The sequence below is a fragment of the Oligoflexia bacterium genome, from assembly GCA_034439615.1.
Taxonomy (GTDB): domain Bacteria; phylum Bdellovibrionota; class Bdellovibrionia; order JABDDW01; family JABDDW01; genus JAWXAT01.
Window position 1 is genome coordinate 62,749 of the sequence record JAWXAT010000047.1, and the last position, 20,584, is coordinate 83,332.

Consider the following 20,584-nt stretch of genomic DNA (forward strand, 5'->3'; position numbering starts at 1 on the left):
ACTAAAAACCACTTTGCCCCACTTATCTCCACTTTATCGGGTTGATGCCTCTAGCGTCAAGACGGGATTTTTTAATTTTTTTTAATGCTTTCGCATGCTAGCCTGACGTCAGAAATCGGGGAGACACATGCTCGTTAGCTGTCCGCGATGCGGATTTGAGCAACCAAAAGACAAGTTTTGCGCTAAATGCGGGATCGTTATGGACGGTTTTGTTGGGAAAAAACCACCCATCCTATCTCGCATCGCGTCATCAGTCACCTTTTACGGAATTATCATTGGTCTTATCATTGGGAGTTTCATTTTTTTCTACATTTCAGAAAGCAAAGTTACTGAACAAGAATTGGCTGTGCAAACACCTGTCACAAACCCCGTTGTTGCGAATGAAGGAACTCCCACTCGCGAAGTTTCCCCTCTCACCGCTTCTAATTCTAATAATTTGAAAACTCCGCTTCAAAATGCGCGCACGAACTCTGCTCCCAAAGATTTACAAAGAGGGGCTGTACCAAGTGATCTTACTGCGGGGTCTTCTCAAAAAGTTCTAGATGCAACAGCGACAAATCCTGGAGCCCAAGAAGCAAATGTGAACATTGAATTTGCATTATCAAATGCCGATACCCTGGGCCGCTTTCAACAAGATGCGGAAGGAAACCTCGAGATTGGACGTCATTCGATGGCGGTTATTTCTCAATTTAAAACAAAACATGATTCAGTGATACGTGACGGTGGGTTTAAACATATCGCACACGAAACTAGAAATCTTATTTTAGCTCAACCCAGCCTAGTTTTTCGCGGCGGTAAAGAACCAAAATCAAATGAGGCAATTGGTTTTTTTGTTGAGGTAACACCCGTTCGTACTTCAGAACGTGGAACCGAATATAAAGTTTCTGTTAAAAGAAGCCTACCAGAAGTGACAGCCACTGAAGTGCGCGTCGTATCAACAAACTATGATGAAACTGTCACATTGGCCCCACAAGCTGGGATCATCATCGCAGGTCTCTTACCACGAAAAACTATCATTGAAGGCGAAGAAGAATTGTATAAAGCAAATGTTCTCAAAGCCTTACTAGATCCTGCGTTCCAACGAGGTGATGCCGAATTTATCATTCTTATTTATCCACAATTCCAAAACACGCACACACCTTAATTATTGACCAGTTGAATCAAATTTCTTTGTAAGAAAACTTAATTATTTTTATCGAAATACTCTTGTACTTTTCACTCACCGTTCAATACAGTTTTCTCGGGAAAAGAAAAACCGTGCACTTAAGAATTTCAGCCGCACGATAATGGGGGAAACATGAATCGTTCACAAAGAAGTTTTGTTGCAATACTCTGCCTACTTGTTTCATTTTCATCAGTTAGTTGGGGTTGGGGAAGAACAGGTCATGAAGTAGTTGAAGTGGTAGCTGCCCAAATCATGCCAGCTTCACCACTTGCAAGACTCCTCAAAAGTAATCTTACAAATATTCAACAAATCTCTATGGTGCCCGATATCTACTGGAAGCACGGAACAACTCCTCCAAATAAATTAGAAGGTCAATCACACTTTTTTAATTTTGATTTTTATCACCCTCAAGGTGGAGCGCCTCAACTTAATATTTCTTACTACTTAGAAAAATTTGGTAGAGCCGCTATACTAGAACATGGCTCTGCTCCATGGCGAGTTGGCCAACTCACAGGCGTTTTAGTTCGAGCCATGAAACGTCCACAGGTGTCCCCAGATGAAGTTATTCAAATTGCCGCAACACTTGGCCACTACATTGGTGATCTCGGGAACCCCCTACACTGTACTCTAGATTACGATGGCGTCGCAGCCGGTGTTAAAGGCCTTCATTCTTATTTTGAAACCAAAACTATCAATGAATATTTTACGGAAGCACAATTACGTGAACTTGTTACTCAAGCCTCTGTGCCGATGTTTAACTCAATGCCTGATGAAATTTCACCTGTTGAAATAGGCTTAGGCATGGCTATCGCCTCTTATGAAAGTGCTCAGCCACTATTAGCTATGGCTTCAAAACTTAAGTTAACCCCTGAGTTGTCACAGCGTTCAAAACCTTTGATCGTAAAGACACTGGCCACATCTGCTGCCACCTTAGCTAAAGTATGGCATGAGGCCTGGGTTTTAGCCGGTCAACCCGATTTCAATACAGCACACATCGAACGTGTTCAATTTCCTGAGTGGGTGCCTGTAAATTATTTGCGCGCTAACAAGCACTAATCGCAAAAACATTTAGCACATCACTTGACCCAGTTTTGTATTTTGGTTTAGAACAGTTTTAACAACAGCAGTAGCTGACTTTTGCTTACTTGCTTTAATTATGGGGATACATTTGTGAGAGATATGCTTTCGCCAGGCCGGGGGGCTGGGTGGATAGAAGTAATAGTGGGCAGCATGTTTAGCGGTAAAACCGAAGAACTCATTCGTCGTTTGAAAAGAGCTCAAATTGCTAAACAACGAATGCAGGTTTTTAAACCTCGCATTGATAATCGCTATAGCGCTGATCACGTAGCCACTCATTCTGAACAAAGAACGAGTTCACAAGTAGTCGATGACGCTCAAGGAATATTAAATCTTGTCGCCGACAACACGCGCGTAGTTGGAATCGATGAAGCCCAATTTTTTGACATGTCTATCATTGATGTCTGTCAGAAATTGGCAAATCGTGGAGTGCGGGTCATCATTGCTGGTCTCGATACAGACTGGAGAGGTGTTCCGTTTGATCCCGTGCCTCAGTTAATGGCTGTCGCTGAAACTGTCACTAAATGTAATGCCATCTGTATGGTTTGTGGAGGGCTTGCCTCTCGCACCCAGCGCATTAGCAGCTCAACGGCACGTGTAGTTGTAGGCGCCAGTGATTTGTATGAAGCGCGATGTCGCGGATGTTTTGATCCACATTTAAGCGAAGCTAAATCTACTGCTAAAGTTACACCTAAACGAAAACAAAAAAATGTTGATCGTGAGATTGATGCTTGAGGCGTGAAATCGAGCATCATTACGGCGCGAATGTTCATATTCTTCAAGACATATATTTGTCTTCACTGCTCGCTAGACTTTGTCATCCTCAAACCCATCAGCCAACAATTAATGAGTTGGTAAATTTTCTTTACACAAGCCTCATTAAAACTGTTTTAAACCATGAATTTCCATCAATGAAAATTTCTGCACCCACACGCATGACTCAAAAACATGCAAACCAGAATTTAGAAGCTACAGTTCTTGATAATACACAGCGTGTGGTTTGTGTTAATCTTGCTCGAGCAGGAACATATCCAAGTCACATTTGTTACAATACACTTAACTATATTTTAAATCCTGACAACATCAGACAAGATCACGTCATCGCCGCCCGTACCACCGATGATAAAGATCGCGTAACAGGGACAACTTTAAGTGGGTCAAAAATTGGTGGTGATGTTAATAAGTCAGTAGTTTTGTTTCCTGATCCAATGGGCGCTACGGGTGGAACCCTAGTATCAGCACTTGATTTTTACAAAAATAATGTTGTTGGTAAGGCCCAAAAATATATCGCCCTTCACTTAATTATTACTCCTGAATATATTAAACGCCTTCAAAATGCACATCCAGATCTTGTGATCTATGCCGTAAGACTTGATCGTGGTCTTTCAGCAAAAGAAGTACTCAATGAAACACCTGGTAAACGTTGGGCAGAAGAAAAAGGCTTAGATCAAAATGATTACATTGTTCCAGGTGGTGGCGGGTTTGGTGAAATTTTAAACAACTCGTATGTATGAGTAAATATGTCAGATAAACTTAGAATCCTCAAAACTGAAACAGAAATTAAACAGCGCATTTCTGAAATGGGAACTACACTCACAAAAAAATTCAAAGGCCAAGAGCCACTTGCCATTTGTGTTTTGAGTAGTTCATTTATTTTTTTCTCTGATCTTATTAGAGCAATTGATGTTGATTTGAGTTGTGAATTTTTAGGAGTTTCTTCCTATAAAGATAAAAAAGTTTCATCTGGTGAAGTTGAAATTACTTTAGACTTGAGTGTCCCCCTTGAAGGTCGGGATGTGATACTTATTGAAGACATGGTAGACACGGGTCTTACAATGAATTTTTTAATTAAAACGTTAAAAGCCCGCAGGCCAAAATCAATTACAACTGTTGCATTACTTTTAAAACGTGATGCCCTAAAAACAGAATGCACCATAGATCATATTGGTTTTGAAGTGCCTAATGAATTCATTGTCGGTTACGGAATTGATTATGCTGGGCAGTTTAGAAATCTACCTTATCTCGCAGTTCATGAGTGATTTTGATTCTTAATAATTCAAAGGAGATTTACATGAAGTATATTCTCGTCTTACTCGTTTTAGTTTTTTGTCTCCCCACACTTGCCAATCATGATCTCAGTGAAGCTCTAAAAATGTTTAATCAAGGCACGGTTCAAAAACAGGTTTTACTTGTAAAGTATAAAGATTCTATTACCGTTAGGAATATCAATAAAACACTCGCGACAAATATTCCTTACCTCTCAGAAAATGTATTTATTCGTGGTGAAAAAGTTTATCAACAAGAACGACTTGCCCTCAGTTCACGACTAAAACTAACACATTTAGAAAATTATATTTATTTTCATTTAAAAAATATCCCAAGTGCTCAAGAAGCCAGAAATATTCTAAAAAACATTTATGCTCAGTCTATAGTTGAGTTTGCATATTTTGAACCAACTCTTGAAGTTGCAGTAATAAATGAATCACTAGGCCCAATAAGAAGTATTGAGTCAAACATCCCTACTCCTAATTTTGAAGCCGGACAGTTTTATTTAAAACCAGCTCCACTTGGTATTGATGCGTATTACGCATGGACACTTAAAGGCGGAACAGGTACCGGCATCAAAGTTGTCGATGTTGAATTTGGTTGGACCCACAAACATGAAGAATTCAAAGCCCCTTTTTGGACAAATCAAATAAGCGGGTCTCATGCAACTCACGGCACTGCTGTTTTAGGAGTACTTGCTGCTAAAAAGATTAACCAAACTGGAATCGTGGGAATTTCACACGATGTAGAATTCGGAACTGCTGGAATGAAATGGCAAGGAAGTTGGGACAAATGGTTTGTCAGTTTTGCCCGCGCTTTTGATCAAGCCACAGTCACAATGTCGCCAGGACATGTAATGGTTATTGAACTTCAAGGCAATGGCCCAGATAGTAAATATGTTCCTATGGAATATTGGAAGCCAATGTTTGACACCATAAAACTAGCAACAGCTAAAGGAATTCACGTCATAGAAGCTGCCGGAAACGGCGATGCCAATTTAGATGCACCAATTTATCAAAATATTTTTTCAATGAGCGTTCGTGATTCAGGCGCCATTATGGTTGGTGCTGGGGCACCCCCTACACCTGATCAACAACATCTTACGCGCATGTCATTTTCTAACTACGGTGCACGTATCGATGCCATGGGGTATGGTTGGGATGTAGTGACAACCGGCTACGGCGATCTCTTTGGCGGATCAAATTCAGCAAGACAATATACGAAAAAATTCTCAGGTACATCAAGTGCAACACCCATTGTAGCAGGGGCAGTTGCCTCATTGTCAGGCATGGCCAAAATGCAAAATGTGGTTATCACCCCTGAGCAAATGCGAACTGCACTAAGAAAAACAGGAACCCCTCAATTAGGAAACACTCATCAACGCATCGGTAATCTGCCGAATATGAAAGAACTAGTTAAGTATTTTTCTCCAGCTAACTAATTCTTAAATTTATTTTAAAATGTTTTGAAGTTCACTTCTGACAAGATCTTTAATATTTTCATATGACGGATTCGTGCTTGATGAATTTGCAATTAATGGATTCTGTAATGGATTCATATTTAATGCCGATATTTTTGTTGGTATTTCAGGCGCATTAAATTTTGAGGCTGGTCGTTTTTTTAAAAGCTCCTCAACGAGTGCTGCGGGCAATGGCTTAAGGGTTCCCAGCTGTTCTGCAATTTTATGCTGCTGAGCTATATGCTCCACAAGTTCTAATCTCAAATATGTTTGAAGTACGTTTTGACCAACAGTAAATACTCCGTTTCCTGGAACAACACATCCATCGCTCTCAGCCAATGCGCGTGAAAATTCTAAATCAAACATTCCACCTGATTGTTCGCGAGATGGATCTAATGGAGATAAAAATGCAGTGGTAAGAATTTGTCGACCTAGACTCACGATCGCCTCTGGAACAGCGGGTGTACCGATTTGACGCCCGGCTAAGCCGTAACCACTTGCTGTCACAGGGTGTGCATGAACCACACAGGTTACATCTGGGCGCACACGATAAATCGCAAAATGCCATGCGATTTCACCAAAAACCTTATGCTTACCTTCAAGCACATTTCCTTGAGAATCTAAAATAAGTAAATCACTCTCAGTAACATCTGCTTTAGCAAAGCTTGTAGGTGTGGTTAAAAATCGACCATCCGCTAATTTGAAAGAAATATTTCCATCGTGGTTAGCAACAAGTTGACGTCGCTCTAGACGTTTGCAGGCGTCAACTATTTGAGATTTAATTTGACCCAGTTCAGACATGACAATTACTTACTGCGTCACAGCCTTAGAATCAAGCTGAAATAAATCTCCATTATGATAGGGTCTTATACATGTTCTACATCCAAATGCTTTTGTGTACTATTTGGTTTTTCTTTTGCTGTTTTATCACGCTGTTTGTAGCCATCATTCGCTGGCGCCATCCAAGCAATGGTTATTTTTGCTCAGTCTTGTTCACAAATGGCACAAAACTAATCACTGGTTTACGAATTAAAATTCATAATAAAGAACGCCTGCGAGCGACACAACCATGCATTTATTTAGGTAATCATCAAAGTAATGTAGACATACTTGTGCATGCTGATTGTTACCCGCCACGCACTATTGCAATCGGAAAAAAAGAATTACTCTGGATACCGTTATTTGGATTCCTCTTTTATCTTTGTAGAAATATTTTATTAGACAGAAAAGATCACTCCCGTGCAGTAGAAGGGCTTAATCAGGCCAAAGATTATTTAATGAATAAAAATATTTCTATTTATATGTTTCCAGAAGGTACTCGAAATAGGGGCGCAAAAAAATTACTACCCTTTAAAAAAGGGGCATTTCACATGGCCATATTAGCGGGTGTTCCAGTGCTTCCAGTAGTGGCATCTCATATTGATACCCTTGTTGATTTTAAAGCTAAAAAAATTCATCCGGGGACATTTAACGTGGAAGTTCTAGAACCCATACCTACAAAAGGTCTGACGATTGACGATATCGATACCTTAATGCAAACCACTTATGAGCGAATGCAAAGTGCCTATGAACGACTTAAAAGTGAGCGTTTTTCTAATTAAATAGACAAAAAGTTAACAATAACTAGAGGCTTTATATCAAAGGCTTTGCGTAAAATTTTTCGCGCAGCAGATGCTACGGCTTGTTCACGGGTGAATCCATCAGGGTTCTCTGGGTGCCAATTTACAAATGCATGCTCTGCTTCACGCATGATGACTTCTTTTAAACTTTCCATTTTTTTAGCGTTGCCAAGAAAACCTTTTAGATTTACGTGAGGAGTTTTAACTAATTGAGTAGCACGATTTTCAACAAGGCAATCCACAGTGATAATTCCGGCTCTGGCCGCCGCTCGCCTATCTTTTAGAGACGTATCGTCAAAATCTCCTGAGTTATCAAAAAATACCCAATGACGTCCAGTGGGAACGATTTCAGCTAATCGGGCTTCTGATCCGTCAAACTCCCAGACTTGTCCGTTTTCAATTACGTAAGCTCTTTTTGTGGGATCCTTTTTTTTACGTGCTAGATACCCTGATTCATCTGCGGTCTTTGCATGAATCACAAGATGACGATATTCACCGTGAACAGGGATAAAATACTGCGGAGAAACCAGTTTGAGCAGTTCTTCTTGCTCCTCTTTATACGCATGGCCACTGACGTGTACGTTTTTAAGTGACTCATAATGTACGATTGCGCCGAGTTTAAACATTTGATTTACAACCCAAGATATTGCTTTTTCATTTCCGGGAATATTTCTTGAGCTTAAGATAATCACATCGTTTGGTTGAATCTTAAACCAACGATTTTCATTTTTTGAAAGTCTAAGTAAACTTGACCTTGCCTCGCCTTGACTCCCGGTACTTAAAATGAGTACTTCATTTCGATCATAATCATTGATCGCTTCTAATGGTCTTAAAAGCGAAAGCTTGACTGGTAAAAAACCTTCATCAATCGCAATTTGTACATAGCGCTCCATACTCCTACCCGATAGAAATACTTTACGCCCACATTCTGCTGCAATATCCATGAGCTGATGAATTCTGTGCACATTACTCGCAAAAAGTGCAACGACAACGGCTTGAGGTGAATCTTTAATTAATTCAGTGAGATCATCGTTTATCGACGATTCACTGAGTGAATGACCGCATTTTTCACTATTAGTGCTATCAGATAAAAGTAAAAGTGGTTTTTCTTTTTTCAATTCTCCAAGTCTTTTTTTATCACTTGCAGGTCCATCATAGGGTTTTTCGTCAAATTTAAAATCGCCGCTGTGCACGACGAGTCCATGGGGGGTGCGAATTGCAAGAGCAAACGTTTCAAGAGTTGAATGTGTCACATGAATAAATTCAACGTTGAAGACGCCTAAATCATAATTTTCTCCAGCCTTCACATTATAAGTGAGAAGCGATGGCAATACTTTATGCTCTGAACACTTATCTTGAATGAGTCGTGCTGCAAAACGACTGCAATAGATAATCGGAACTTTTACTTTTTTAAGTAAAAATGGAATTGCACCAATATGGTCTTCATGGCCATGTGTTACAACGAGGCCTTTGATTTTTTTTTCATTTGCAATGAGGTAACTAAAATCTGGCAAAACAAGATCAAGCCCTAGCCAAGAAAGATCAGGAAACAAGACTCCGCAATCAATGAGGATGATGTCGTCACCACACTCCAAAACCATAAGATTAAGTCCAATTTCACCTAATCCACCAAGTGGAATTACGCGAAGTGGGGGTGTACTCATTTTTGAGCTCTAATGCGCATTAGGGTTTCATGAACAAATACGTCTACGGCTACATCGTGCTGTTCACCGACGATAAGATCTGCAAATTGTTGTGTGGGCTGAGTGTACTTGAGATGCATCGGTCTTACTGTTTTATAATATTGCTCGATTATGTCATCAAGGTGTCTGTTCCGTGAGGCAATGTCTCTGTGAAGTCTGCGTGTGAAGCGGATATCCGCTTCTACCTTGATGTAAATTTTTAGATCAAGTTGTGATCTAATTTTTTCATCCCAAAGTGTAAGTATGCCTTCGACGATAACAACTTTACATGGCCCCACTCTCATTTTTTTCTTACTCCGCCGAGATAGTGTGAAATCATATATAGGCATATTAATAGATTTTCCACGCTTAAGAAGAGCAAGATGTTTGCGAAATAAATCCCAATCAAAAGCTAAGGGTGAATCAAAGTTCGCCTGATCACCTAAAAAGTTTTCGGAAGGTTGTTTATCTAAATAGTAATTATCCATTTGAACAAGTGAAACTTTTGGAGCTGGTAACCGCTGCATTATCTTTTCTGCAAAGGTTGTTTTTCCTGAACCGGATCCACCGGCAATTCCTATTAAATACATATTAATAATTCGCTATGATTCCTAAGCCAAGAGTTCCGTTCTTATAACTAGCTGGTCTGTCTGGAGCATATACGCGTACACCATTAAGATTAGTTCGACCAGAATTCTGATTGTTATACACATCACTTGATAGAAGGTCTACCTTGACGTCTGCTGTCAGTTTAATTTGAGAATTTATCGAATAGCGAAGTGAAAATGCCGTAGCAATTCGCTCATCGTCGCGCCTTACCGGTAATGAGTAACTTTTATAAAGATAACTCAACCGCGATAAGAGTAGAACCTGATCACCCATAACCCGTGCTAGCCCGATGTATATTTCTTGATCAAGAACGTAATCTGACCAATATGCATTGTTTACAATGTAGTTGTAACCCGCAATCATTTGGTCTCGTCGAGTTACCTGCTCAGTAAAACGGAGATAAAATAGAGGTGACGCAAAACCGCTTCCGGAGGTTTGATATGATCTGAAATGAAATCCAACAGCACAATCAACACTGGAGCGTTCAGTAAGTCTGCCAAGAAAACCTGTTTCTGTAGTGCCGAAAAAATTATTGTTTTTTGGTTCTGCACTAATATTGTTGGGGTCTAATTCAAACGCACCAGTTGTATATTGGGTCATCCCCCCACTTGCTCTCATAAACCAAATTGTTTCAGGCAAAAATGCATTGTTATACTGAACCACTCCATCAATAGTATTATTAGATAAATATGAAGATAAAGGGCCAGTTAAGTTTGGATTGTTAAAATTTTCCGCTGAATACCGCGTTTTTATTTCAACAGATTTTTTTGATTCACTTTTGATCAGCATATTAAAAGATGCGCCGTAATTTGTGCGGTTTATTCTTTTATAATCTTCATTGGCGGCCGGATCACTATGGCTTTTATAATTTCCGTCAACCCGACAAGAAACACCTCCATCTTCATTAATAACCATACTGCCCGCACCGTTATAGTCAAAGTGATCTTGTATCGAATAAGCTAGATACTTTTCATAAAATCCACCCGCAGAACCTTTAAAGTATATAGTTTTAGGTTTTGTTGTCCCATGAATCTCTGGTGATATATGCGATGCAAGATCTGTAATTGCACGGTTATGATCATAAAAGATATTGTACATATATTTTGTCGCAGCATTCACCGATGCTTTAATTAAAGGTTTTTCTTCGTACTCAACGCTTGTGCGCTCAACACTTGCAAGTGATGTTGTTGAATAAATTAAAATTAGTAAAATCAAATATATTTTCATCGATGGGGCTCTGAAGTTGCAGGAAATGGATCTTTCACCTGAATTTCATCTAATTGCCGTGATAACTCAGTAACATCGAGCTCACTACCCGCAAGAGGAATAACAAAGGGCCTTCCTTTGCGATCTGGAACTGAAATAAAACATTCATTGAGTGATGATTGGTAAGAACGAATGCCACCTTGATATTTACTGATCTCCAAAAATTGTCGAGCCATAAGAATATCTGTTATGACAGCTGGGTTGCTAGACACATCATTGCAGATTTTTTGATAAAGTGCCGCGATACCTGTGATTTGCGAAAAACTAGTTTCAAAACATTTTAGTACTTCTTGGTTTTTAAGTCTTCTAGCATCACCCAATTCAACTTCAAAGCGCCTGACAATATCACTATCGGCTACTGCACGTAATCCGCACTCCTTTTTAAAGATAGCGATAACGTCTTTGACAATTTCTTTATCAGCTATATTACGGAACTTGGCCCAAGCCATCTCGTGACTCATAAAAATAAATAATATAGTTAATAACGCTTTATTCAAACTTCTTAGCGTTGTGCAATAGCGGATCATTGATGACTGTCCTTAGCTGCGCTTCCATGGGGTAAAATTGTGGCTCTGCCACATCTGCATTAATTTTTGCTTTTTTAATTAAAAATAATGATTTTGGAGTTTTCTCCAAAATTAATTTTCTCTTTGCCTTCTCAGCTCCAGAAACGGGTAGTGTAATTAACAATGATAAAACTAAAATATATTTCAAGGTGATGCTCCTTTTTCAGGCAAAACTATTTCGGCTGGTTCGCGATTATCTATCGGTATTGTTAATCCAAGCTCAAGCCAACGACTCCAGGTACCGAGTTCTTTTGCGCGACTGAGATATTCACGTGCTTTCAAACCATTGCGTTCCATGCTGTGATAATAAATGCCCACAAGATAACTAGCGTAAGGCACATCTTTAGTGAGTGGTTCAATTTGCACTAAACGTTTTTTCGCAATTTCTTGATTCTTAAAAAGGAGCGCCAAAGAAAACTGAGCCATCAAGATTTCATTTTTACCACGTTCATCTGTCGGTAAATCTGAGATTAGTGCAAGAGCTTCATCTCTTTTTTTCTCTGCAAGGAGTGCATAAGCCATATATATACGAGCCGTAGGCGTGTTAACTTCTTGTCGCTTGAATTCCTCAACAAGGCTTCGCGCTTTATCTAAGAGGTGTAGGCCTAAATCTAAATAGCCTTTTTGAATCTGTAGTGATTCATCGCCATCAGTATTTTTGATTCCTTCGTTCAACGTGATTTGAGCTAGTTCAGGTCTAAATCCTGCTAATAGAAGCTTTACGACAAAAGAGTATGTTGGCGCATACAACGGATCTTGTTCGATCGCTTGCTCTGCTAGTTGCAATGCTCTTTGACCTTGATTTCGTCTCGCAGCGAGATGTGCTAGCCCCATCTTCCAGGCTGCGTAGCTATCATTTTTTAAAGCTGCTTCTAGAATATTTTTAAGCTCATCAGCTTTATTACCGTGATACCCCCCCTCTAAAAGTGCAGCTGCACATGAGGGGTCATTTAACTTTTCAACGCAGATTAATAGGGTTTCTTGAGCTTCTTTGCCGGCGCCAATTTGTGCCAGAGCATGAGCTTTGGCAGTGAAATAATATGTCGCAGGAGCTGTAGTCATTTCTTGTTCTGCAGTAGAAATTACTTCATTCCATTTTTTTTGTTCAAACGCAATTTTGACAACTGAAGATTCTGAAGGCCAACGCACTGTAATGACACTTGGACTTATGCCGCCAGTTGCCATCAGTGGCCAGAGACTTTCCGGGCGATTTAGCGATATTTGGTCTGGTGCCAGACGCTTAAGTTTGTCGAGTGCCAATTGCGTTGCAGGTCGTATAAATGAGTCATCGACGAGTTCAACGACTTTTTTATAAAATCCCACGGCCTTAATTTTTTGTTCAGCAGATTTAAATTTATCAGCTAAATTTTCATGAACAACGCCGGCATCATAAAGCGCCATTGAGATCCAATCCACGTCACCAGTTTTTTGAATAGCTCCGTACATTTGCATCAAAGCTTCGATTTTTGATTCTATGCCCTTCACATTTTTTGCACTTAAGAGTTCATTTCGTAATGGAATTGTTTTTAGATAGAGACAACCATAAAGTGAATGCCTAGACCTTGCTGAAATTGATTTCTCGTAGCGCTTCACTATGAATTCAATAGCTGCGCAATCACGATCAGCGTTACCAGTAATTTTCGCCTGTTCAAAGCGTGATCGAATAAAAAAATCTCGACCATACTTACCTTCACTGTAGCGCTTAAGAATGGCCAACGCTTGCTTTGAGTTTCCAGCTTTTTGATGAAATTCTGCTGCTTGAAACCATAATTCATCATCATTCATGCGCTTAGCGTATTGAGAAAAATCATTTGCTGACTCTGCATACTGATGTAAGCCTGCACGCAATGTTGCCGCATTTAAGAGAGCCTGAGCAGTAAGTGACCCAGTAGGATACTTTTTACTATAAGCTTCAAATTTTTTCGCTGCTTTTTCAAATTGAATTATTGATTCATAATTTGCTGCCAACAAAAACTCAGCCTTAGAGACATACTGACTGCTTGGATACTGTTTTAAAAGTCGCTCAAACATTCTATTACTCGACCTAATTTGTGCTGCACGTTTATAAAGTAATCCTGAGCGAAAAAGTGCATGAGCAGCATCCGACGACTTAGGGTAATAAATTACAAATTGCTCATACGCCTCTGCCGCCTCAGAGGTTTTACCGACATTCTCTAAACGCCAAGCAGATAAGAGTACCGGAGAATCAGCTCGCAAAAGCGGAGCTGATTCAAAAGATTCAGTATCCACACTGTGACTTAAACCAAGAAGTCGATTTTGTGTTTCAACAACTTTTTCCCAATTATTCTCTAAATCATAAGTATGTGAAATAAGCCTAATAGCTTTTGTTGAAACCGACGATGGCTCTTTATCTCTCAACACGAGTTCTAGAGCCTGCCTAGTTTTATCAAATTGATTATGCGTGAAGAATATTTCTGCTGATCGGTACAAAATCTTTTGCCGACGGGCACCTTTATTCACAATGTTGACATAATTTTCTACCGCTTGCAAAAATGCCTTTTCAGATTGAGTCGCAGCACTTGCTGGCATTAACAGACCATTGCTATTTCGCTGAGGAATAATGGGTTTTAACTCTTGCAGAGGAAACCCAACACGCTTAGATTCAGCTAAAACAAATCCATACGCTGCTTCATCTTTGAATTCGTCACTATTCTCATCCAGTGTAACTTCCATATAAGTCGTTGCTGCCTCTGAATAACGACCTGCAAAGTATTGAAGTTCTGCCATTTGAAAATGTGCCTGTGACCGCAATGGACTATATGGATAGCTATCAATGAATCGTCGATAAAACTCGATAGCTGCGCGATAATCAGCGGCAGATTTACTACGCCGAGCTTGCTCCGCATAAAACTCTGCACTTGCTAGAATATGCACTTCATAAAGATCCTGAGATTCAACATTTGTAGGAACATCTGACTTATAGCGCACCCAAAATGTAGAAGAAGGAGAAAGTCCGGTAATAAATCTATTTCGCACTTCTTGTCCGCGCCCTCGAAGTTCTTCAACATCAAAACTTTGAATTACATTATTCATGAATCGAGGACCCACTTTAGCTAAGGGTCTTTGACTTACATAGTTTTGGTAAGTTTTACGGGAACCTTCTTCGTCTTGAATGCGTCGGTATGCTAACGCCAATCTTTCAGTGACTTGAGCATCTAAATCTTCATCAAGTTGAAGGTCAACATTTTTAGCTTTAAGAAATGCCAGATATTCAAAGGCTTCTTCATTCAATGTTCCAGCTTCAGGATCACCAGAGCCTAAACGATTATTTGATATATTGAGAAGATGTAGAAATGTATTTGAAGCTTCTTTTAATTTTCCTTGTACAAAATAAATTGCCCCCTCTTTATAGAAAGCTTTGAGTGTAAAATTATTTTTTGTTGAAGATAAAAATTTATACTGAGGAAGTGCTAGATCGAATTTTTGTGCATCAAAATAATACTCAGCTAATCTCCAACGAACTTCAGGTGCTAATTCAGAAAACCCATGTAAGCGCAGCATACGGTCATAAATCTTTGCTGCCTTGTCATTTTTACCTTCGTCGTAGAGACAATAACCAAGAATATAATGAGCTCTATCACTCAACGGACTGCTAGGAAATCTTCTAAGCAATTCAGCTGAATAGTAAATAACCATTTTATAATTAGGAGCTGGTAATTCGGGGGCTTTTTTTCTATGTCCCGCATTGAATTGATTCAGTTCATTTTCATAATGGCGCATTTTAAGAGTCATATCAAAATTAGCACGATCATAATTAAGCTGTGCTATACGCATCATGAGTGAGTCATCAAGACTATCGATTCCACGCTCTTTTACATAGGCTTCGATTTGAGTGAGAACATCGTTATTACTCGCAGATAAAATTGATTCAATTTTTGTAATTCTATCGTCAAATCTCTCTTTTAGAACTTTCTGACGCCAAAACCTTAATTCATTCTGTGTTTCTTGTAGTGTATTCAAATAGTCAATTGATTCATCTGCATAGAGACCAACTACATCACGCCAAATCCCTTGATAAACCTCAGAACGGTTAACCTCCATTGCATACAATTTGTCATGCATGCCAAGGGCAGAAATAACCAAAACAATAATCAGGGTTAATTTATTCTTCTTCAATTCAATCCCGGCTCTAGGAATTCATCAATGGCCCGTACTGATTGGCCATAATTATCAATAACTTCGTCAAGATTTCTCGCACCTTGTGCTCGACCAAGCCAAATTACTTCAAGGCGCCCCACTTCAGCTTTTAAACTTAAAGTATTCATATTTTGTTCTGCTTTTTTTAAAATCCGCGTGTAACGATTTGCAAAAAGAACCCAAGCATTATTTTGAAGTTTTTCTAATTGTTTTGAATAACCATCATCATTTGCAATATAACTTTGTGCACGGGCCATCCGGCCCAATTCACGGGTTAATCCCATTTGCAAAAAGATATCCCTCTTAAAACCCTCTTTAACTTCAGGGCCAATCCATTCACCGATGAGATCAAGTTGTTTGTTAATAACTGGTGGAATATAGCGTATGTCGCTCCACTCTAAATTTTTGTCGCGAATCATTTGTAACGTTATTTGCACATTAAGATCTGATTTGTTCTGAACTAAGAAACGATCGTAATCATTTTTTAAATCTAAAAATTCATTTACCGCACCCTCTGTTCGCTGCTCTACAAGAGCGAGATAAGCGCTCAGATAACGAGCGCGGTAGTAGACAGTTGGTGTAATTTTCAAATCAATTCCTGCACGATTTTTTGTTTCATAATTCCCGGTGATTACATCTAAAAGAACATGTGCTGATTCAAAACGACGCATTTTAAAAAATACCCATGCTGTTTCATTTAGCGCTTCAGGATAAAAGTAAGACAATGAACTGATGGCTTGAAATTCTTTAATAGCCTCTTCAAATTTATTTTGCATGGTCAAGGCTCTAGCTCGACAAAGATAAAACCGGTCTTCTAATTCAAACTTTTCATATTGCTTAAGATCATTTATTGAAAGTCGTTTAATAGCTTGGGTGGGTTCATTCTTAAGGAGGTCAGAGGTCGCAAGCAAAATCAGTGAAGGCCACCGCAAGTTTGATTTTTCAGGAACTTTTTTAAGGTAAGCTTCAGCAAGGTCGGTATCTTTTTTTTCTAAAAAATTTAGGCCACAAAGATAAGCAGCTTTTGATGTTAATAATGGTTCGTCAGATCTGATAAAGCGATCACACTCGTCACGAATTATTTCAACACTTCCAACAACAAATAGACTTTGCAAATAACCATCAATGCCTAGTTTTCCAAAGTGACGAGGTTTTTGCTTTTCAAGAACTAGGTAAGATCGGTATGCTTTAAAAAAATCACCATAGCCAAGGCTGATCTCAGCATCCTTAGATAAATCTTTAACCGTTGTCGCGTGAACAACAGCAAAAGATAGATAGACTAAAATAAATAAAATTCGAGCGGGCACTCAACCTCCATGTCGAGCTAAAACAACTACTTACCCTCTATTTATCTTAAGTCTTTTGCTGGCTTGGTGCTATAGAATTTGACCTTAACATCGGGACGATCTTTGAACTCTGTGAGTGCCCAACCTTTTTCATACCCGACTACCTGTATGTCGAGTTTTTGACCTTTATCGACTTTAAAAGATTTCTTACTTTGGACTGGGGTTTTGTAGTCGTTGATGTAACTAAAAACGCCGTTGTCATTACCTTGATAAATTATGTCGATAGTTAACTCATGAGCTCCCGGAGTAAGGGGGCCTTTGAATACTCCAGTCTCGCGACCAATGGGTTGTTTCCCCACGTTATCGTCTAGGTAATAGGTATAAATTCTTTCTGAATCGATAGAGTAGCTAAGCGAATAAATTTTGTAACGAGTACTCATTTCATTTACATGGGTGATGCTGACAATAGGAAAAGAAGACTCAATTGCTTCAGATTTAATAAGTTGTCTAAAAAGTTTCATTTGAGTTTTTTTCTCAATTACTTTTTCTTTCAAATCATTGATATTTTCGGTCACCACCTCGGGGTCAGACTTCGATGTTTTGCGAGCAGCCTCTGAGAGTGGAGGAGGAGCTGCCAACGCAGATGACGCAATCAAAAATAAAAATGTAAAAACAAGACTCTTCAACGTTCATCTCCGGTGGGTAGTACCAACTTCTGACCGGGTCTTAAAACACTGTTTCGAGACATATTGTTTGCTTTTAACAATTTTTGAATCGAGACACCCATGTCTTTACTAATACTAGAAAGCGTATCACCCGGTATAACTTTGTAAAGTCCCTGACTGACAGCGATCAGGGCTTTTTGTGGCTCTACATTCTTAAGTGCTGATAAAAACTTTTCGGTATGCCCCTTAGGGATACGGATTTTAAATCCATTTTCAGCGGGAATACGTCTAGCCCCTACAAGAACTGGACGTGTGAAGTATGGATTATACAAACGCGCCCTCTCTACACCATCGTCAGAATCTGTTTTGAATCCGTATGCCAACTCTGGAAATGTCAAAGGTCGAGGTATCTCGATTTCGTCGTAGACTAAAGGCGGGCTAATATCAACCTTGCCAAAATATTTGGCCGCATTTTTTTCAACAACAAGGGCCGCCAAAAAACAAGCGTAGAAATTCTCGCTGGCAAAGCCAAAACGCCGCCCCGTTGAATTCCAAACAATTTCATTTATATCGTCTGACTGTAATTTCTTGGCAATTCTAGATACCCCTTGTGGGCCATGATTGTAACCGGTCAGTGCGAAAGACCAATTTCCAAGCATTCGGTAATTACTTGCAAGCAGTTTTGCTGCCGCCCTTGTAGCGGTCAATGGATCATTACGCAAATCTCTAATGGGATCGATTTTAAGTTTAAATAATTTTCCAGTAGATCTCATGAATTGCCAAATGCCACTAGCCCCAACTCGCGAATATGCATACAGGTTAAATGAACTCTCAACAAATGGAAGTCTTGTGAGTTCGATGGGAACATTTTCTTCACGAAATATTTTTTCCATCTCGCGGATGTAGCGTCCTGAAAAATAAATACCCAATAAGAAACGATCTTTTTGACCCAATTGCATCCGAAGGCGATTGCGAGCAGAGGCTGCAGAGAATTTATTTTTCTCAGTTATAAATCTAAATTTTTTAAAAACAATCTGATCTTCTTCAGAAAGCTTACTTGGATTATCTTGAAGTTTTTGAATGCGTGTTAGTTGTTCACGTATTTTGTTTTTCTCATCTTTGATACGTTTCTTTTTTGCTCTTTCATCACCGTCAAGATCTGAAAAATCTAAAGTCTTATAAACGATATCCATGTATTTTGCGTCATGGAGAAGTGCCTGCTTAGTAGAATATTTTGAATAAATATCAATCCAGAACTCAACTCGTTGACGAAATCCGGGAGGAACATCAAAAATATTTGGTGTCCACCCTAGAACTCCTTCTTGTTTAGAATAATCTGGAGCCGCCCAATATATTCCTGTTTTGTGCTGCTCCTCAAGAGCGATTTGTTTATTAATCTCGCCCGTTAATAATTGATTATCTTCACTTTGTTCTTCTTCAGCCGCAGTTGTGGCCACTGGAGCTTCAGAAAGTTCATGGGGTGATTGAGCCAACACAGAAGTTGTCAGACAACAAAGTAGTAAGACTGAGGTTAAATATTTTTTCATTTCACAAGACTCGCTGCCATATTATCAAAAGTGTTTCGCACATGAGATCCATCAGCTTTTCCATTATACATAAATGCAAATTGCAAAACTCCATTACTACTTCGCCCTGCGTAACCTGAGAGCGCCACAACTCCTGTGAGTAGACCTGTTTTTGCCCTCACCCACCTCTCAGCTTGACCCTTCATACGTCTCTCAAGTGTGCCATCGACTCCTGCGCTGGGAAGACTTTGCACCAATTCAGGGTAAATTCTGAATTGCTGTTGAACCCAACTGAGCAGATCGATGAATTGCAAGGCGGTGAAAGAATTTTTTCGAGAAAACCCTGAGACATTTGCTAAAACAAAATCAGTGCGTTTAAGATTAAGTTCAGTTGAAATAAAATTGCGTACTTGTTCAAGTCCATCTTCCATGCGACCTTGTTTTCCGGTTACTTGAGCTCCTAAACCTTTTGCGAGCATTTCAGCCACAAAATTATTTGAAAATTTATTCACATCAGAAACTAGTTTACTTAACGGAAAACTTGGCTGATCAGTAATGAGTTCGGCCTTAGCTGAAAGCTTCCCTAAAACTACAGAACCTTCAACGTCTATTCCCCGTTCTTTTAAAAATCTTTTGAGATTACTACCAGCATAAAGTGCAGGGTTAGAAATATTCTTATAAATTACTTTCTCAGCAGCACCTTGTGCGATACTTCCAGAAACAGTGATGACGTCTTTACCACCACTGGTTGATCTTGAAGCCTCAACACTTGTTACGCCCTTACTTGTTTTAACTGTGTTTACAAGTGTGATGTAATCATTTTCAGGGTCAATTGTGACTTGCGCTTTTTCACCTTCTTTACGACCAGCGCGTATATAAATATTTGTACTATTCCAATTAAATGAAAGCGCACTCACCGGCGCATCGTAGGCTCGATCATTTCTCTGAGGCTCGCGACCTTCATCAAATTTATCGCTGTCAAAATAAGTGTCATCAACGACGATATTACCGGTTATCTTTTTAATTCCACTACGTGTGAAATCGTTAACGAGCATCCACATTCTCTCTGAAACAAAAGCAGGATCCCCGCCCCCTTTGAGGATAAGATTTCCTTTTAAAATATTTCCAGTTTGCTCACCATCGACATGTAATTGAGTATGAAATTTATAATCGGCCTGCAAGATGTGAAGAACCGCTGAAGTGGTGAAAAGTTTTGTTATTGAAGCCGGTATGAAATGTTTATCGCCATTTATCTCAAATAAAATGTTTTTTTGCCCATCAGACACCGCGATACCGAGATCGGCTTTTTTCAAACCTGACTTATCGACGATTTTATCAAGACGTTCTTTTAAATCACTCTTCCAATCAGCACTCACGACCTGAGTGAACATAACGCATAGCAAGATAATCCATTTCATTTATTGCTCCCTTACCACCACTTAGTGAGATCTAGTAAGTAG

The 20,584-nt window shown here is 39.4% G+C and carries 18 protein-coding genes; 7 read left to right on the top strand and 11 right to left on the bottom strand.

The annotated features are described in order from the left end of the window. Positions 1–199 precede the first annotated feature (199 nt). The 6 genes from SGI74_11090 to SGI74_11115 all read left to right on the top strand — a co-directional run bounded on the left by SGI74_11090 (position 200) and on the right by SGI74_11115 (position 5,729). On the top strand, positions 200–1,144 hold the full coding sequence (locus tag SGI74_11090; protein MDZ4678037.1) for a hypothetical protein: 945 nt from the start codon (positions 200–202) through the stop codon (positions 1,142–1,144). Positions 1,145–1,297: 153 nt separating this feature from the next. Next, entirely contained in the window at positions 1,298–2,221 is a 924-nt protein-coding gene (locus tag SGI74_11095; GenBank protein ID MDZ4678038.1) for a S1/P1 nuclease, read from the top strand. Positions 2,222–2,344: 123 nt separating this feature from the next. Further along, a complete protein-coding gene (locus SGI74_11100; protein MDZ4678039.1) occupies positions 2,345–2,977 on the top strand; it encodes a thymidine kinase in 633 nt (210 codons plus the stop codon). Beyond that, positions 2,974–3,756 carry a uracil phosphoribosyltransferase gene (locus SGI74_11105; protein ID MDZ4678040.1) on the top strand — a complete coding sequence of 261 codons (783 nt, stop codon included), beginning with the start codon at positions 2,974–2,976 and terminating at the stop codon, positions 3,754–3,756. The genes SGI74_11100 and SGI74_11105 overlap by 4 nt, the downstream gene beginning before the upstream one ends. A gap of 6 nt (positions 3,757–3,762) precedes the next feature. Beyond that, positions 3,763–4,281, top strand: coding sequence for a hypoxanthine phosphoribosyltransferase (gene hpt, locus SGI74_11110; protein MDZ4678041.1), 519 nt, complete (start codon positions 3,763–3,765; stop codon positions 4,279–4,281). Between the two features lie 32 nt (positions 4,282–4,313). Then, a complete protein-coding gene (locus tag SGI74_11115; GenBank protein MDZ4678042.1) occupies positions 4,314–5,729 on the top strand; it encodes a S8 family peptidase in 1,416 nt (471 codons plus the stop codon). Positions 5,730–5,738: 9 nt separating this feature from the next. Here the strand turns inward: SGI74_11115 and SGI74_11120 are convergent, their stop codons facing one another. Next, complete coding sequence (locus SGI74_11120) at positions 5,739–6,548, bottom strand: class II aldolase/adducin family protein (GenBank protein MDZ4678043.1); 810 nt, start codon at positions 6,546–6,548, stop codon at positions 5,739–5,741. Between the two features lie 71 nt (positions 6,549–6,619). Between SGI74_11120 and SGI74_11125 the strand changes: the two genes are divergently transcribed. Next, positions 6,620–7,348: a lysophospholipid acyltransferase family protein gene (locus SGI74_11125; GenBank protein ID MDZ4678044.1), complete on the top strand. Its 729-nt coding sequence runs from the start codon at positions 6,620–6,622 to the stop codon at positions 7,346–7,348. On the opposite strand, the gene SGI74_11130 is transcribed toward SGI74_11125, so the two are convergent. The 10 genes from SGI74_11130 to dacB form a co-directional block, all read right to left on the bottom strand. Further along, a complete protein-coding gene (locus SGI74_11130) occupies positions 7,345–9,030 on the bottom strand; it encodes a ribonuclease J (GenBank protein MDZ4678045.1) in 1,686 nt (561 codons plus the stop codon). The two genes, SGI74_11125 and SGI74_11130, sit on opposite strands and share 4 nt — an antisense overlap. Beyond that, entirely contained in the window at positions 9,027–9,638 is a 612-nt protein-coding gene (gene udk, locus SGI74_11135; protein MDZ4678046.1) for a uridine kinase, read from the bottom strand. Before udk ends, SGI74_11130 begins: the two co-directional genes overlap by 4 nt. A 1-nt stretch (position 9,639) precedes the next feature. Beyond that, positions 9,640–10,884 (bottom strand): hypothetical protein, encoded by a 1,245-nt coding sequence (locus SGI74_11140; GenBank protein ID MDZ4678047.1) that lies wholly within the window; start codon positions 10,882–10,884, stop codon positions 9,640–9,642. Next, entirely contained in the window at positions 10,881–11,384 is a 504-nt protein-coding gene (locus SGI74_11145; GenBank protein MDZ4678048.1) for a hypothetical protein, read from the bottom strand. Before SGI74_11145 ends, SGI74_11140 begins: the two co-directional genes overlap by 4 nt. Before the next feature lie 28 nt (positions 11,385–11,412). Beyond that, positions 11,413–11,637, bottom strand: a complete 225-nt coding sequence (locus tag SGI74_11150) for a hypothetical protein (protein ID MDZ4678049.1) — start codon at positions 11,635–11,637, stop codon at positions 11,413–11,415. Beyond that, entirely contained in the window at positions 11,634–15,551 is a 3,918-nt protein-coding gene (locus SGI74_11155) for a tetratricopeptide repeat protein (GenBank protein MDZ4678050.1), read from the bottom strand. Before SGI74_11155 ends, SGI74_11150 begins: the two co-directional genes overlap by 4 nt. A 71-nt stretch (positions 15,552–15,622) precedes the next feature. Further along, on the bottom strand, positions 15,623–16,954 hold the full coding sequence (locus SGI74_11160) for a hypothetical protein (GenBank protein MDZ4678051.1): 1,332 nt from the start codon (positions 16,952–16,954) through the stop codon (positions 15,623–15,625). A gap of 41 nt (positions 16,955–16,995) precedes the next feature. Further along, positions 16,996–17,619 (bottom strand): hypothetical protein, encoded by a 624-nt coding sequence (locus SGI74_11165; protein MDZ4678052.1) that lies wholly within the window; start codon positions 17,617–17,619, stop codon positions 16,996–16,998. Further along, positions 17,616–19,145: a transglycosylase SLT domain-containing protein gene (locus SGI74_11170; GenBank protein ID MDZ4678053.1), complete on the bottom strand. Its 1,530-nt coding sequence runs from the start codon at positions 19,143–19,145 to the stop codon at positions 17,616–17,618. The genes SGI74_11165 and SGI74_11170 overlap by 4 nt, the downstream gene beginning before the upstream one ends. Further along, on the bottom strand, positions 19,142–20,542 hold the full coding sequence (gene dacB, locus SGI74_11175; protein MDZ4678054.1) for a D-alanyl-D-alanine carboxypeptidase/D-alanyl-D-alanine-endopeptidase: 1,401 nt from the start codon (positions 20,540–20,542) through the stop codon (positions 19,142–19,144). The genes SGI74_11170 and dacB overlap by 4 nt, the downstream gene beginning before the upstream one ends. Positions 20,543–20,584: the final 42 nt, after the last annotated feature.

Coding starts and splice junctions, on each gene's coding strand:
- SGI74_11090 (MDZ4678037.1), top strand. CDS start 200: ATGGACGGTTTTGTTGGGAAAAAACCACCCATCCTATCTCGCATCGCG.
- SGI74_11095 (MDZ4678038.1), top strand. CDS start 1,298: ATGAATCGTTCACAAAGAAGTTTTGTTGCAATACTCTGCCTACTTGTT.
- SGI74_11100 (MDZ4678039.1), top strand. CDS start 2,345: ATGCTTTCGCCAGGCCGGGGGGCTGGGTGGATAGAAGTAATAGTGGGC.
- hpt (MDZ4678041.1), top strand. CDS start 3,763: ATGTCAGATAAACTTAGAATCCTCAAAACTGAAACAGAAATTAAACAG.
- SGI74_11115 (MDZ4678042.1), top strand. CDS start 4,314: ATGAAGTATATTCTCGTCTTACTCGTTTTAGTTTTTTGTCTCCCCACA.
- SGI74_11120 (MDZ4678043.1), bottom strand. CDS start 6,548: ATGTCTGAACTGGGTCAAATTAAATCTCAAATAGTTGACGCCTGCAAA.
- SGI74_11125 (MDZ4678044.1), top strand. CDS start 6,620: ATGTTCTACATCCAAATGCTTTTGTGTACTATTTGGTTTTTCTTTTGC.
- SGI74_11130 (MDZ4678045.1), bottom strand. CDS start 9,030: ATGAGTACACCCCCACTTCGCGTAATTCCACTTGGTGGATTAGGTGAA.
- udk (MDZ4678046.1), bottom strand. CDS start 9,638: ATGTATTTAATAGGAATTGCCGGTGGATCCGGTTCAGGAAAAACAACC.
- SGI74_11140 (MDZ4678047.1), bottom strand. CDS start 10,884: ATGAAAATATATTTGATTTTACTAATTTTAATTTATTCAACAACATCA.
- SGI74_11145 (MDZ4678048.1), bottom strand. CDS start 11,384: ATGAGTCACGAGATGGCTTGGGCCAAGTTCCGTAATATAGCTGATAAA.
- SGI74_11155 (MDZ4678050.1), bottom strand. CDS start 15,551: ATGGAGGTTAACCGTTCTGAGGTTTATCAAGGGATTTGGCGTGATGTA.
- SGI74_11170 (MDZ4678053.1), bottom strand. CDS start 19,145: ATGAAAAAATATTTAACCTCAGTCTTACTACTTTGTTGTCTGACAACT.
- dacB (MDZ4678054.1), bottom strand. CDS start 20,542: ATGAAATGGATTATCTTGCTATGCGTTATGTTCACTCAGGTCGTGAGT.